The sequence below is a fragment of the Halomonas sp. I5-271120 genome, from assembly GCF_030553075.1.
In the GTDB taxonomy this organism is placed as follows: Bacteria; Pseudomonadota; Gammaproteobacteria; order Pseudomonadales; family Halomonadaceae; genus Onishia; species Onishia taeanensis_A.
On sequence record NZ_CP130701.1, the window covers coordinates 3,192,913 to 3,207,363 of the forward strand.

The following is a 14,451-nucleotide window of genomic DNA, read 5'->3' on the forward strand; positions in this document are numbered from 1 at the left end:
CCAATCTCCAGCCGAGGCCAGTAATGCTGCAACGTATCCGGGACCGCTCCACCAGCTGGGGCGCCAAGATCATCATCGGCGCGGTGATCGCGACCATGGCCCTTTTTGGGGTCGACTCTCTGGTCGGTCTGCTGTCGTCCGACGGGGATGATGTCGCCACCGTCAATGGGCAGTCGATCACCCGCCAGCAGGTCGAAGTGCAAGTCCAGCGTGCGATCCGCAGTGGCCAGGTGCCGCCGGAACAGGAGCGTCAGCTGCGTGGCCAGGTGATCGACCAACTGATCCGTACCTCATTGCTGGATCAATACGCGGAAGAGGGTGGCCTGCATCTCTCCGAGAGTCAGCTCGACAAGCTGATCGTCTCGTTGCCTGAATTCCAGGACCAAGATGGCAACTTCTCCCGGGAATTGTTCAAGAACCGCCTGGCCAGTGCCGGCTATACGCCGCTGGCATTCCGGGCACAGCTGCGCAATGACATGCAGCGTCAGCAGCTTCAGCAGGGCCTTTCCGCTAGCGAGTTCATGCTCGACGATGAGCAGCAGCGATTGGCAGCCCTGCAGAACCAGACGCGTCGCTATCGCTACCAGCAGCTCAATGCCTCGGATCTCGAAGAGACCCCTCAAGTTAGCGAGGCGGACCTGGAAGCCTATTACCAGAATCACCGTGATGACTACCAGCGTCCCGAGCAGGTGAAGCTGGCCTATCTGGTGCTCGATCGTCGAGAGCTGGCCGATCAGGTCGAGGTTGACGACGCGCAGTTGCGCTCGCTCTATGCCGAGCGGGCCAGCAACGCCGAGCGTCGTGTCTCGCACATCATGCTGACCTTTGGCGACCAGCGCAGTCGTGAGGAAGCGGTGGCGCGTCTCGATAAGGTCAAAGAGCGTCTGGCCGCCGGTGAGTCTTTTGCGTCGCTTGCCAAGGAGGTGTCGGATGATACGTCAACCAGCGATAGCGGCGGCGATCTGGGCGTGATCAGCCGCGGCTTCTTCGGCGAAGCCTTCGAGAACGCAGTGTATTCCCTCGACCAGGGGCAGGTTTCGGATATCGTCGAAACCGACAACGGACTGCACCTGCTCAAGGTCACCGAAATCGAAATCCCGTCCTTCGATGAGCTGCGCAGTGAACTTCGCGACCAGGCAGCCATGGCCGATGTGGATGACCTCTTCAACGAGCGAGTCCAGCAGCTGATTGATGAAAGCTTCGCTGCCGACGACCTGGCGAGTATCGCCACGGATGTCGGCGCCGAGCTGCAGACCAGCGACTGGGTGTCGGCCGACGGCGCCCAAGGGGTGCTGTCTGAGCCTGGGGTAATGGATGCCGCGTTCACGACGGACGTGCTCGAGGAAGGCTTCAACAGTGAGGTGATCGAGCTGGATGATGATCGCCGTCTGGTGCTGCGTGTGCGCGATCATCGCCCGGCGACCACGCTGGCCCTTGATGAGGTGCGCGAGCGCGTGACTGCTGCAGTCGAGAAACTCAAGGTGCAGGAAGCGCTCACAGCACTTGCCGAGGAGCGTGTGGCTGCGCTGCGTGATGGCTCAGTAGAGGCCGTCGATTGGCAGCAGGTCGCGTCTGCTACACGTCAGAATGGCGGCGATGTGCCTGCGGCGGTGAACACGCTGGCTTTCCGGCTGCCGAATCCGGAAGGTGAAGCGCCGGTGTATGGCCAGACCGCCGTCCAGAACGGAGTGGCGCTGGTGGCCCTGGATGCCGTGCAAGAGGGTGACACGTCTGATGCTGCCGAGTCTCGAGTGGCTCAACTGGTCGAACGCCTGCGCGCACAGGCCACGGTCAGCGGGCTGCTCGAGCAACTGCGCAACGATGCCGAGATCGAGCGTCTCTAGTGCGAGTAGCCGGGTAGAATGACCCGATGCTTAACCGCGCAGTTAAAAACGCGACCCGCTAGGGTCGCGTTTTTTTGTGGGCTCGGCTTTCGTTGGCTCAATGCATTTGTTGGCCGCATGCGTTGATGTTTCGGTGGCTCGTCAGGGCTCGGTCGGTGGTTCGGGGTCCGTCAATGGCGAGTCGGATGTAAAGGCCGTTTTATGGTATTCGCTCGCGGCCGCGACCTCGGCGAGGCCAATTTCCTCTGGGGTGGGCGCCTCGCCACCGGCCAGAACCTGCAAGACGGTGTGGACGCCCTCGGATAGGGACTCGAGGTGATAGCCGCCTTCTAGCACCAGCGCGAGCCTTCCTTCGCAGTGCTGGTCGGCCAGGCCCTGAACGATCTCGGTCATGGCGGCAAACCCTTCGTAGCTCACGTTCAAACAGAGATCGAGCCGGTGAGCATCGAAGCCGGCCGAGACCAGGATCAGGTCCGGCTGGAACCAGGCGGCGGCTGGTACCAGGATGTCGCGAAAGGCCATCAGCATGGCCTGGTCCCCAGACCCGCCCGGCAATGGCACGTTGACGGTGGTGCCTTCGCCGAGGCCGGCGCCGATGTCCTCTAGCCGGCCCGAGCCTGGATAGAAGGGGGCCGCACGGTGAGTGTCGAACAGCATGACGTCTGGCGAGGCCCAGAAGATATCCTGAGTGCCGTTGGCATGGTGGGCGTCCCAGTCGACGATTAAGACGCGCTCCATGCCTAGCTCCTGCTGGGCATGGGCAGCGGCGACCGCCACATTATTGAAGAAACAGAAGCCGCGAGAGCGAGCCGGTTCCGCATGATGCCCGGGGGGGCGACATAGTGCGAAGGCGCTTTGGGCCCGGCCCTTGCAGACAGCTTCCACGGCGGCGATAGCGGCGCCGGCGGCGACTTCGGCGGCCTCGATGCTGCCCGGTGATACTGCCGTGGTGTCGACATCCAGCCAGGCGTTCTTGCCGCGCATCCGTTCGACTTCACGCAGATGGGCGCTGGTATGTACGCGTCCAAGCTGCTCGAGCGTGGCCGGCTCTGCGGTCTCGAATCTTACTCCCGGAATTGGCTCGGCGGTGAGGCGCTCGGTAATGGCCGTTATTCGACCGGGGTGCTCAGGATATTTCCACTGTACCGCCAAGCCATTGAGTATCTCCCTGACTCGTCGATCCAGGCGCCCTGGCAAGAAAGGATCCTGGATGTCGGGTTGATGGTTAAGCATCCGGTCGTCATTGATCACCAGCACTGAGCGGTCGCCGATCACGAGCATTCTCCGTCACGTTGGGTGGTGCCCGACCGGTGCGCCGGGAGGGCTGTTTTCTTCAGTGTCGTCTTCGGAGTCTGTCAACATAGTTGGCACATGAAATGACTTCGGCTCTTTAAAACCCTGCTGCCTGTGGCACCGGGTCCCTCTCGGGGTTCAGGTGCACTACCTCTGGCAGGCTGAGTTTCCGGATGTCACCCGACCAGCGCTTCGGGTGACGTTGCTTCGCCGCCTCGAAGACCTCTCGGCGCTGCGCCAAGATGCCTTTGGCCTCGCCGTTATGGCGCTGGCTCGGCGTGACGTAGCGAAGGGCGCTGTGACGGTGCTCGTGGTTGTACCACTCGGTAAATTGCTGAACCCAGTCCTGGGCCTCGGCTAGGGTGGCGAAACCGTCGGCGGGGAAGCCCGGCCGGTACTTCAGCGTCTTGAAGGCCGACTCGGCGAAGGCGTTGTCATTGCTGACCCTCGGCCGGTTGTACGACGGGGTGATGCCCAAGTCGTAGAGCTTCTCCAGGAATGTTGCCGCCTTCATCGGACTGCCGTTATCTGAGTGCAGAATCAAGGGCTTGTGAAGATCGGTGAGGTGCTCTCGCCAGCAGGCCTTCTGGATCAGCTCAGCGGCCAGCTCACCGGTCTCCGTCTCGTAGACTTCGTGCCCAACGATCTTGCGGCTGAAGACATCCATGATCAGGTACAGGTACCACCAGGTGCCACGCGCGGGGCCGGGAAGCCACGAAATGTCCCAGCACCAAAGGCGGTTCGGCGCCGTGGCTTGATGCGTGGTCGGAGGGCGCTTGCGCTGTGGGGCCTGCTGGTGGCCCCGGTGATGTTGCTGGCCAACTTCATGAAGCACTCGGTACATCGTCGACTCAGAGGCCAGGTAGCAGCCCTTATCCGCTTGATCGGCCACGATGAAGGCCGGAGGGCGGCTCCGATACTCGGGGGCATTGCACAGCGCCACGATTGCCTCTCGCTCCTCGGGAGACAGCTTGTTGGCCGGCTCCGGACGGTCGGCATCGGGACGGCGATCAGCCGTCACCTCGCCCTCAGCGACCCAGCGGTAGTAGGTCCTTACGTTGATGCCCATCACCTGACAGGCCTTGGCCAGCCGAGCACCGTCACGCTGGGCATCTTGCACCAGGGTCACGATGCGCTGGCGATCCGGGAGGCTGGTCAGTCGTCCTCGTCGTTGGTCGTGCCCCAGATCGCCTCTGCCTTTTTTGACAAGGCCAGCAGCGCCGCCGTCTCGGCCAGTGCCTTGTCCTTGCGGCGCAGTTCTCGCTCCAGCTTGCGGAGCCGCTTCTGCTCCTCCTTGCGGGCCTGGCGCTGTTGCTTGGCCTGCGCTGGGGCATCGCCATTGGCGTTCATGCAGGCATCCCGCCAGGCCTCCACCTGCTCGGGGTAGAGCCCGCGCTCACGGCAATAGGCGCTGAGTTCGGCCTCGTTCATCGGGGCCGTTTCCAGGACGATCTGGAACTTCTCTTGGCTGGTCCACTGGTCGGGCTGGGTCGAACGTGATGGCAAAACCTGTCCTCTTGTTCTGGCCTGTTTTCGCCAATTGTAGAGGGTTGTCGCGGTGATGCCTTCCTGCTCGGCCAGTTCCGGGACGGTCATGCTCATGGGCGGCGCCATCTTCTTGAGGATGGCTTCCTTACGTTCTGCGGGGTAACGCATGTTGATCACCTCTCAATCCGTTTAGGTGACAACTACGTTGACGTATAGGGTCTTCTCCTGCGTCTCAAGCAATTCGGCTTATGTGCAGCGAATGGCTTTTCGGCCCTTCAGTGTGGTGTGCAGCGGGCTACTGAATCAGACTTTGTGTTATAAAGTAACATTGCTGTGCTTGCTTCATATTTACCGATGTCATCGAGGACCCGTGCCAGTGCCTTCTCCATTGCCTTCATCCGCCTCTCGTTCAAGCACGCCCCTGTCAGATGTCCCCGTGCATGTGATTACCGGGTTTCTCGGCAGTGGCAAGAGCACGTTGATTCGCCACTTGCTGGCCCACAAGCCTGTTGATGAGCGCTGGGTGGTAGTGATCAACGAGTTCGGTCAGATCGGTATCGATCAGGCCATGTTTGATGAACGCGAGGATGTGGTCGTCAAGGGGTTGCCGGGTGGCTGTCTGTGTTGCCAGTTGGCCTTCGTGCTGCAGGCCTCGCTGGTCAATCTGCTGCATCGCCACCGACCTGATCGGCTGATCATCGAGCCTTCGGGGCTTGGCCACCCCGCGGGCCTTCTGGACCTGCTGCGCAGTGATGCCTTCGCCGAGGTGCTGGAGGTGCGCGATATCATTGCGTTGCTGGATCCGCGCCGGCTCGATGATCCGCGTTCACGAGAGCATGAGACCTTTCGCGATCAGTTGGAGATGGCCGATGGCGTGGCGCTGACCATGACCGACTTGGCCTCGGATCAGCAGTCTCTGGAAGCCCAAGCGTATCTCGCCGATCTGTGGCCGGCCAAGCGCTGGATCGAGGCGGCCCCCCACGGGCAGCTGTCAGTGTCGCGTTTGCTCGGCGACCCTGTGCAAAGGGATGACCCGAAGGGAGCCGGCGTTACCCAAAGTACTTTCGTTAATCAAAGTACTTCCGGGAGTCAAAGTGCTTTCGGAAGTCAAAGTACAGGTGCCACGGTGCCGTCACGGCCGATGCCGCACTCCAGAGCTCATGAAGGACAGGTTCCGGTCACGCTGGATACCTTCGCCTATCGTGAGCCTGCCCCTGGGTCGCCAGTGTGTGATGAAGGAGGGGCGCTCGGCTTTCGCAGCCTGGGGTGGCGCTTTCATGCCAAGGAAGTGTTTTCACTGGATATGCTGGCTCAGCTGCTCGAGTCACTGCCCGCAGCGCTGCGCATCAAGGCGGTGGTGCACACTGAATCAGGTTGGAAGTGCTACAACCGGGCCGCGGGGCGGGTGACGCTTACGGCGGCCAGTTGGAGGCGGGATTCTCGCCTCGAGCTGATCATGGAAGCGGGCAGCCAAGGCTTGCCCGAGGCAGCGTCGCTAGAAGCGAGTCTGCTGGCCTGTCGAGAAGAGGGAGAATCTGCGCTGAACTCGCTCCGCTAGGGGCGCTGACGCTGCCTTTAGGGGGCGGTGAGTGGTACAATTTCGCATTGCTATCACGAAGCTAGCCTTGCCAGCCTCACGTAGCGCCAAACAGTCGCAGTGCAAAGGATTTGACGACCCATGGGTGACATCGCCAGAGAGATTCTGCCAGTCAACATCGAGGACGAGCTCAAGCAGTCGTATCTCGATTACGCCATGAGCGTGATCATCGGCCGGGCGCTGCCCGACGTGCGTGATGGCCTCAAGCCGGTGCACCGGCGTGTGCTGTTCGCCATGCACGAATTGAACAACGACTGGAACAAACCCTACAAGAAGTCGGCCCGTGTAGTCGGTGACGTCATCGGTAAGTATCACCCGCACGGTGACAGTGCGGTGTACGACACCATCGTACGCATGGCGCAGGATTTCTCGATGCGCCACGTGCTGGTCGACGGTCAGGGTAATTTCGGTTCCATCGACGGTGATAACGCCGCCGCCATGCGTTATACCGAGGTGCGCATGGCCAAGCTCTCCCATGAGCTGCTGGCCGATCTCGAGAAAGATACCGTCGACTGGGTCGACAACTATGACGGCACTGAACGGATTCCCGAGGTGCTGCCGACCAAGGTTCCCAACCTGCTGATCAATGGCAGCTCCGGCATTGCCGTGGGCATGGCCACCAACATCCCGCCCCACAACATGAGCGAGGTGATCAGCGGCTGCCTGGCGTTGATCGACGACCACACGCTGTCGATCGATGATCTGATGGAATACATCCAGGCGCCTGACTTCCCCACCGGGGGCATCATCAACGGTAAGGCTGGAATTCTCGATGCGTACCGTACCGGCCGTGGGCGCATCTATGTGCGCGCGCGACACACCATCGAGCATGATGACAAGACCGGCCGAGACCACATCATCGTCAACGAGCTGCCGTATCAGGTAAACAAGGCCCGCTTGATCGAAAAGATTGCCGAACTGGTCAAGGACAAGAGGATCGACGGCATCGCCGAGCTGCGCGACGAGTCCGACAAGGACGGCCTGCGCGTGGTGATCGAGGTCAAGCGCGGCGAGAGCGGTGAGGTGGTGGTCAATAACCTCTTCGCCCAGACGCAGCTGCAGAACGTTTTCGGCATCAACATGGTCGCGCTGTCTGACGGCCAGCCGAAGACGCTTAACCTCAAGCAGATGCTCGAGGCCTTCATTCGCCACCGGCGCGAAGTCGTCACCCGCCGTACGCTTTTCGAGCTGCGCAAGGCGCGTGAACGCGGCCATATTCTCGAGGGCCTGGCGGTCGCGATCTCCAACATCGACGAGGTGATCGAGCTGATCAAGGCCTCGCCGTCGGCCGCTGAAGCCAAGGACAAGCTGCTGGCCCGTGACTGGCAGCCGGGGCAGGTGACCGGCATGCTGGAGCGTGCCGGTGCGACCTCTTGCAAGCCCGAGGACCTGGAGGAAGGCTTTGGTCTCGATCAGGCCGGCCAGCAATATCGCCTCTCGCCGGCCCAGGCTCAGGCCATTCTCGAACTGCGCCTGCATCGCCTGACCGGTCTCGAGACCGAGAAACTGCTCAACGAGTACCTGGGCATTCTCGAGAAAATTGCCGAGCTGACTGCGATTCTGGCCTCGGCCGACCGCCTGCTCGAGGTGATTCGCGAGGAGCTCGAAGCGATCCGCGATCAGTATGGCGATGCACGCCGCACCGAAATCCAGATCAGTCACCTCGATCTGCATATCGAAGACCTGATCGCCGAAGAAGACATGGTGGTAACCATTTCTCGTAGCGGCTATGCCAAGACGCAGCCGCTGTCCGACTACCAGGCCCAGCGCCGCGGTGGGCGTGGCAAGTCAGCGACGGCGATGAAGGATGAAGACGTCATCGAACACCTGCTGGTGGCCTCGACCCACGACACCGTGCTGTTGTTCACCAACAAGGGCAAGGTCTACTGGCTCAAGGTCTACGAGATGCCCAACGCCAGTCGTGGCTCGCGGGGCAAGCCGCTGGTCAACCTGCTGCCGCTTGATGAGGGCGAGGCGGTGAGCGCCATGCTGCCGGTGCGCGAGTATCGCGAGGACAGCTTTATCTTCTTCGCTACCGCCAAGGGTACGGTCAAGCGCACCAGCCTCGATCAGTTCTCGCGTCCGCGTAGCGTTGGCCTGATCGCCATCGACATCGACGAGGACGATCAGCTGATTGGTGCCGCCATTACGTCTGGCTCTGATCACGCCATGCTGTTGTCCTCCAACGGCAAGGCGATCCGCTTCGAGGAATCCCATGTCCGTTCCATGGGGCGCACCGCTCGCGGCGTGCGTGGTATGCGCCTGCAGGAGGACGCTCGGGTGATCAGCCTGATCATTCCGCAGTCCCAGCAGGTCGATGTCGAGGACGATGCCGAAAGCGGCGATGAGGTCCAGCCGGATGTGGCGGCCAATGATGGACAGATCTACATCCTCACCGCCTCCGAACGTGGCTTCGGCAAGCGGACGCGCCTCGAGGAGTTCCCGCTGCGCGGACGCGGCGGGCAGGGCGTCATTGCCATGCAGACCAGCAAGCGTAACGGCGACCTGGTCGCGGCGATGCAGGTCTACTCTGCCGACGAGATGATGCTGATCACCGATCGGGGCACCCTGGTGCGGACCCGCGTCGAGGAGGTCTCCACCACCTCGCGCAATACGCAGGGCGTGATGCTGATCCGCCTCGGCGAGGGCGAGGCGCTGGTCAAGACCGTGCGTATCGACGAGCCGGAGGAGGAAGTCGGCGGCGAGACGCTCGACGGTTCCGTTGAGGAAACTCCTGAGGCGGCCACCGACGAGTCCGCGGGTGACGCCACCCAAGAAGGCCCGGGCGCCGATGCTCCGGAAGGCGATCACTGAGTATCGTGAGCCGACACCATCATTCTGGAATACAACGCTGATGACACGTCATTATAATTTTTGTGCGGGACCGGCGGCGCTGCCGGCCGCCGTCCTGGAGAAGGCCCGGGAAGAGTTGCTCGATTACCAGGGGCGTGGCCTCTCGGTGATGGAGATGAGCCACCGTAGCGCCGAGTTCGTTGCCATCGCCGAGCAGGCCGAGGCGGATCTGCGCGAGCTGCTGGCCGTGCCCGATAACTATCGGGTGCTGTTCCTGCAGGGCGGTGCGTCGATGCAGTTTGCGATGCTGCCCTATAACCTGCTGGGCCAAGGCGGCACGCCGAACTATCTCTATACCGGTATCTGGGGCAAGAAAGCCATTGCTGAAGCACGTCATCTGGCCGGTGCCCATGTGGCGGCTTCCAGCGAAGCCAATGGCCTCATCGCCGTGCCACGCCAGGCCGATATCGCGCTGTCGAGCGATGCCGCCTATCTGCACTATACGAGCAACGAAACCATCGGCGGTCTCGAGTTCGACTATGTGCCTGAGGGGCGTCTGGCCGATGGCAGCGAAGTGCCGGTGGTCTGCGATATGTCCTCGTCGATTCTCTCTGGCCCGCTGGATGTCTCGCGGTTTGGCGTGATCTACGCAGGAGCCCAGAAAAACATCGGCCCGGCCGGCCTGACGCTGGCGATCGTGCGCGATGATCTGCTTGACAGGGCGCGTCCCGATACGCCGACCATGTTTAACTACAAGGTCATGGCCGAGCATGGCTCGATGTACAACACGCCCCCTACCTATAGCTGGTACTTGGCGGGTCTGGTGTTCCAGTGGCTGATACATGAGATCGGCGGTCTTGAGGCGATGAATGCCCTCAACGATCGCAAGGCCGCCAAGCTGTATGACGCCATCGACCAGAGCGGTATGTATTCCAACCCCATCGCGGTGGCCAACCGTTCGCGCATGAATGTGCCTTTCGTGCTGGCCGATGATCGCCTCGACAAGGCCTTTCTGGCCGAATCCGAAGAGGCCGGCCTGCTCAATCTCAAGGGCCATCGCAGCGTGGGGGGCATGCGCGCGAGCCTCTATAACGCGGTGCCCGAGGCCGGGGTCGATACCCTGGTGGAGTTCATGGCCGACTTCGAGCGTCGGCGCGGTTAGCGTCGCAGCGGGCGGCACGCCTGGGGCCCTTGGCGCTGGGTGCTGGCCGTACCATTGTCGAATCAGGGGTTTAGTGTAGGGGAAATCGAATGAGTGACACCCCCATCGATCTCGATGCGCTGCGTCAGCGCATCGATGGCCTGGATGGTGAAATCCTTCGCCTGATCAGCGAGCGCGCCCAGTGCGCGGGTCAGGTAGCCAAGGTCAAGACCGATTCCGACCCGGATGCGGTCTTCTATCGGCCAGAGCGTGAGGCTCAGGTGCTCAGGCGCATCATGTCCCTCAATCAGGGGCCGCTGGATGCCGAGGAAATGGCGCGGCTGTTCCGCGAGATCATGTCGGCCTGCCTAGCGCTCGAGAAGCCGGTCAAGGTGGCTTACCTGGGGCCCGAAGGCACCTTCACCCAGCAGGCGGCGCTCAAGCACTTCGGCGAGAGTGCCGTCAGCCTGCCGATGGCCGCCATCGACGAGGTGTTCAGGGAGGTCGAGGCCGGCGCCGTCAATTACGGCGTGGTGCCGGTGGAAAACTCCACCGAAGGCGTGGTGAACCACACCCTCGATTCCTTCATGGACTCCTCCATGCGCATCTGCGGCGAGGTGGTGCTGCGCATTCATCACCACCTGCTGGTGTCGAGCAATACTCGCCGTGACAAGGTCTCGCGGGTCTATTCGCATCCGCAGTCCTTCGCACAGTGCCGCAAGTGGCTGGATGCCCATTATCCGCATGCTGAGCGGGTGCCCGTCTCATCCAACGCCGAGGCGGCCAAACTGGTCAAGACCGAGTGGCACAGCGCGGCGATTGCCGGCGATATGGCAGCCAAGCTCTATGGTCTCGAGAAGATTGCCGAGACGATCGAGGATCGCCCGGATAATTCGACTCGCTTTCTGATCATCGGCAATCAGGACGTGCCGTCTTCGGGTGAGGACAAGACGTCCATCGTGGTTGCCATGCGCAACCAGCCCGGCGCCCTGCATGACTTGCTGGAACCCTTCCATCGGCATCAGATCGACCTGACGCGCCTCGAGACTCGGCCGTCGCGCACTGGGGTGTGGAACTACGTGTTCTTCATCGACTTCCATGGCCACCGCGATGATACGCAAGTGGCGGCCATGCTGGAGGAAGTGCAATTGCGTTGCGCCGAACTCAAGGTGTTGGGCTCCTATCCGGTGGGCGTGCTCTGATCATGATGGCGTCTTCCAGGCCTCAGTCGGCGACGCCGTCCGCCCCGGATGCGAGCAGACTCGGCGAGCCCCAGCTATTGATCGTCGGGCTCGGGCTGATAGGCGGCTCGCTTGCCGCGGCCCTCAAGGCCGGCGGTTTTGCTGGCACTATCCTGGCCTGTGACCGGGATGCCGGCGAAATCGCTCGCGGTATCGAGATGGGCATCATCGATGGCGGCGACACCGAGCTTACCGCCGTGCTGCCGGGCAGTAACCTGGTCGTGCTGGCGGTGCCGGTGCTGGCCATGGATGCGGTGATGGGGGCCTTGGCCGCGGGGCTGCATATGTCCGATGCCGAGGTCGTGATCACCGATGTCGGCAGCACCAAGGCGGCGATTCGCGATGCTGCCGAGCGCATCTTCGGTGAGCTGCCGGCCAACCTGGTGCTGGGGCATCCGATTGCCGGCTCCGAGAAGAGTGGGGTGTCGGCCTCCAACCCCACACTATATCGCCAGCACAAGGTCATCTTGACGCCCGACGAGAGGACGGCCCCCGAGGCGCTGTCTCGGGTGCGTGCCCTGTGGCAATCCTGCGGCGCCACGGTGCTCGAGATGTCGGTTGAGCGCCATGATCAGGTGCTGGCGCGTACCAGTCATCTTCCACATCTGCTGGCTTTCTCGCTGGTGGATACCCTGGCTCGCCAGGATGAGCGGCTGGAGATCTTTCGCTACGCTGCCGGTGGCTTTCGTGATTTCACCCGTATCGCCGGCAGTGATCCGGTGATGTGGCGGGATATCTTTACGGCCAATCGCGACGCAGTGCTGCAGGCGCTCGATGATTTCGAGGGCGGCGTGGCGCGGTTGCGTCGTGCCGTGGAAGAGGGCGACGGCGATGCCATGCTCGGTATCCTCGATCGTGCCAGCCATGCGCGGCAATATTTCGATACGCTGTTAAACCAGACCAGTTATCAGGCGGGTTATCAGACCATGCAAGACAATTCCATGCGTTACCGGGTCAGCCCCGGTGGCAGCGTCGCCGGGCGCATCCGCGTGCCGGGTGACAAGTCGGTGTCGCACCGTTCCATCATGCTCGGCGCGTTGGCCGAGGGCGTAACCGAGGTCAAGGGCTTCCTAGAGGGTGAGGACAGTCTGGCTACCCTCCAGGCCTTTCGCGAGATGGGCGTGGCTATCGAAGGGCCGCACCAGGGGCGGGTGACCATCCATGGCGTTGGCATGCACGGCCTCAAGGCCCCGGCAGGGCCGATTTACGTGGGCAATTCCGGCACGGCCATGCGCCTGTTCGCCGGTCTGCTGGCTGGCCAGGCCTTCGACAGCGAACTGACCGGCGACGCCTCGTTGACCAAACGGCCGATGGGGCGAGTGGCCGACCCGCTGCGCCTAATGGGTGCCAAGATCGATACCGCCGAAGGTGGGCGTCCGCCGCTGAAGATTCATGGCGGCCAGCCGCTCAAGGGCATCGACTATGCCATGCCGATGGCCAGTGCCCAGGTCAAGTCCTGCCTGCTGCTAGCCGGCATGTATGCCGAGGGCGAGACCCGCGTCAAGGAGCCGGCACCGACCCGCGATCACACCGAGCGCATGCTCAATGGCTTCGGGTATCCGGTCGAGCGCGAGGGTGACACTGCCTGGCTCAACGGCGGCGGCTCGCTCAGCGCAGGCCCGATCGATGTGCCTTCCGACATCTCCTCGGCGACCTTCTTTCTTGTCGCCGCGGCGATCACGCCAGGTGCCGATTTAACGCTTGAGCATGTCGGCATCAACCCGACCCGTATCGGGGTGATCAATATTCTCAAGCTGATGGGGGCCGACCTAGAGCTCTCCCACCAGCATGAGGTTGGTGGTGAGCCGGTCGCGGATATCCGCGTGCGCTATGCGCCGCTTAAGGGTATCGATATTCCGGTCGATCAGGTGCCGCTGGCCATCGACGAGTTTCCGGCGCTGTTCATTGCCGCGGCCAGTGCGCAAGGCAAGACTCGCCTGCGCGGGGCGGAAGAGTTGCGCGTCAAGGAATCCGATCGTATCCAGGCCATGGCCGACGGCCTCGATGTGCTCGGCGTCGAGAACACCGTGGTGGCCGATGGTATAGACATCGTCGGCGGTGACGATGGTTCCGGCGCGCCGAATTACGGCGGTGGTCATGTCGACAGTCTCGGTGATCACCGCATTGCCATGGCCTTCGCGGTGGCCGGGCTACGTGCCCGTGATGAGATCGTGATCGATGACTGTGCCAATGTGGCCACCTCCTTCCCCGGCTTCGTTGAGCTGGCGCGCCGTGTCGGCCTGGCCGTTGCCCCTGAGTCCGACGCCGCGTCTGTAGCCAGTGAACAGCAGGAGGATGCATGAGCGATGCCGAAACACGGGTGCTGACCATCGATGGCCCCGGTGGAGCCGGCAAGGGCACCATCAGTCGACTGGTCGCCGAGGGGCTGGGCTGGCATCTGCTGGATAGCGGGGCTCTCTATCGTCTGACCGCATTGGCGGCCGAGCGCCATGATGTGGATCTGGCCGACGAGACGTCCCTTGCGACATTGGCTTCCAACCTGGACGTGGTCTTCGTTCCCGCCGAGGGCGGCAGCCGCGTGCTGCTGGAGGGGGATGACGTCAGCCGGGAGATCCGCACCGAGCAGGCCGGCGACCGAGCCTCCCAGGTAGCGGCACTGCCGCACGTTCGCACGGCGTTGCTGAATCGTCAGCGAGACTTTCTCAAGGCTCCGGGCCTGGTGGCCGACGGCCGTGACATGGGGACCGTGGTATTTCCCTCGGCCCCCCTCAAAGTGTTCCTGACCGCCAGCGCCGAGGAGCGAGCCAAGCGTCGCCATCTACAGTTGCGGGAGGCGGGGCAGGATGCTAGTCTACCGAGTCTTTTAAAGGAGATTCAGGCCCGCGATGCGCGAGATATGCAGCGCAGCGTTGCCCCTCTCGAACCGGCAGTCGATGCCATCGAGCTGGACACCACGAGCCTGACAATTCCGGAAGTGGTGGAACGGGTGAAGGATCTGCTTGCCCAACGTGGCATTGCTTGATCGTCCAACGATCCATTACGGGCCTCGGGATGATGTAACGACATGGGCGGACAGCACTTACTGAGAGTCCG

General features: G+C 62.4%; 9 protein-coding genes. 7 read left to right on the forward strand and 2 right to left on the reverse strand.

What is annotated here, in order from left to right; all coding sequences use genetic code 11:
* Nucleotides 1-23: 23 nt before the first annotated feature.
* A complete protein-coding gene (locus Q2K57_RS14380; RefSeq protein WP_304525491.1) occupies nt 24-1,844 on the forward strand; it encodes a SurA N-terminal domain-containing protein in 1,821 nt (606 codons plus the stop codon).
* A 141-nt stretch (nt 1,845-1,985) separates the two neighbouring features.
* Here the strand turns inward: Q2K57_RS14380 and Q2K57_RS14385 are convergent, their stop codons facing one another.
* Complete coding sequence (locus Q2K57_RS14385) at nt 1,986-3,125, reverse strand: histone deacetylase (protein WP_304525492.1); 1,140 nt, start codon at nt 3,123-3,125, stop codon at nt 1,986-1,988.
* A gap of 109 nt (nt 3,126-3,234) precedes the next feature.
* Nucleotides 3,235-4,793 (reverse strand): IS3 family transposase gene (locus Q2K57_RS14390; RefSeq protein WP_304525493.1). Its coding sequence is split into 2 segments (ribosomal slippage): nt 3,235-4,314 and nt 4,317-4,793, totalling 1,557 coding nucleotides; the frame shifts between segments, so codons are not numbered across the junction.
* A gap of 268 nt (nt 4,794-5,061) precedes the next feature.
* On the opposite strand from Q2K57_RS14390, the gene Q2K57_RS14395 reads away from it, so the two are divergent.
* The 6 genes from Q2K57_RS14395 to cmk all read left to right on the forward strand — a co-directional run bounded on the left by Q2K57_RS14395 (nt 5,062) and on the right by cmk (nt 14,380).
* The gene (locus tag Q2K57_RS14395; RefSeq protein WP_304525494.1) at nt 5,062-6,183 is read left to right on the forward strand and encodes a GTP-binding protein; all 1,122 of its coding nucleotides are present in this window, start codon (nt 5,062-5,064) and stop codon (nt 6,181-6,183) included.
* 120 nt (nt 6,184-6,303) lie between these two features.
* A complete protein-coding gene (gene gyrA / locus Q2K57_RS14400) occupies nt 6,304-9,036 on the forward strand; it encodes a DNA gyrase subunit A (protein ID WP_304525495.1) in 2,733 nt (910 codons plus the stop codon).
* 40 nt (nt 9,037-9,076) lie between these two features.
* On the forward strand, nt 9,077-10,177 hold the full coding sequence (serC, locus tag Q2K57_RS14405; RefSeq protein WP_304525496.1) for a 3-phosphoserine/phosphohydroxythreonine transaminase: 1,101 nt from the start codon (nt 9,077-9,079) through the stop codon (nt 10,175-10,177).
* An 89-nt stretch (nt 10,178-10,266) separates the two neighbouring features.
* Nucleotides 10,267-11,358, forward strand: coding sequence for a prephenate dehydratase (gene pheA / locus Q2K57_RS14410; RefSeq protein WP_112055794.1), 1,092 nt, complete (start codon nt 10,267-10,269; stop codon nt 11,356-11,358).
* A 5-nt stretch (nt 11,359-11,363) separates the two neighbouring features.
* Nucleotides 11,364-13,700 carry a bifunctional prephenate dehydrogenase/3-phosphoshikimate 1-carboxyvinyltransferase gene (locus Q2K57_RS14415; RefSeq protein ID WP_304526711.1) on the forward strand — a complete coding sequence of 779 codons (2,337 nt, stop codon included), beginning with the start codon at nt 11,364-11,366 and terminating at the stop codon, nt 13,698-13,700.
* Complete coding sequence (cmk, locus tag Q2K57_RS14420; RefSeq protein WP_304525497.1) at nt 13,697-14,380, forward strand: (d)CMP kinase; 684 nt, start codon at nt 13,697-13,699, stop codon at nt 14,378-14,380. The genes Q2K57_RS14415 and cmk overlap by 4 nt, the downstream gene beginning before the upstream one ends.
* The last annotated feature ends 71 nt before the right edge of the window (nt 14,381-14,451 follow it).

Bases quoted from the DNA above. Each gene is read 5' to 3' on its own strand.
- Q2K57_RS14385 (WP_304525492.1), bottom strand. From the start codon at position 3,125: ATGCTCGTGATCGGCGACCGCTCAGTGCTGGTGATCAATGACGACCGG.
- gyrA (WP_304525495.1), top strand. From the start codon at position 6,304: ATGGGTGACATCGCCAGAGAGATTCTGCCAGTCAACATCGAGGACGAG.
- Q2K57_RS14380 (WP_304525491.1), top strand. From the start codon at position 24: ATGCTGCAACGTATCCGGGACCGCTCCACCAGCTGGGGCGCCAAGATC.
- Q2K57_RS14415 (WP_304526711.1), top strand. From the start codon at position 11,364: ATGGCGTCTTCCAGGCCTCAGTCGGCGACGCCGTCCGCCCCGGATGCG.
- serC (WP_304525496.1), top strand. From the start codon at position 9,077: ATGACACGTCATTATAATTTTTGTGCGGGACCGGCGGCGCTGCCGGCC.
- cmk (WP_304525497.1), top strand. From the start codon at position 13,697: ATGAGCGATGCCGAAACACGGGTGCTGACCATCGATGGCCCCGGTGGA.
- pheA (WP_112055794.1), top strand. From the start codon at position 10,267: ATGAGTGACACCCCCATCGATCTCGATGCGCTGCGTCAGCGCATCGAT.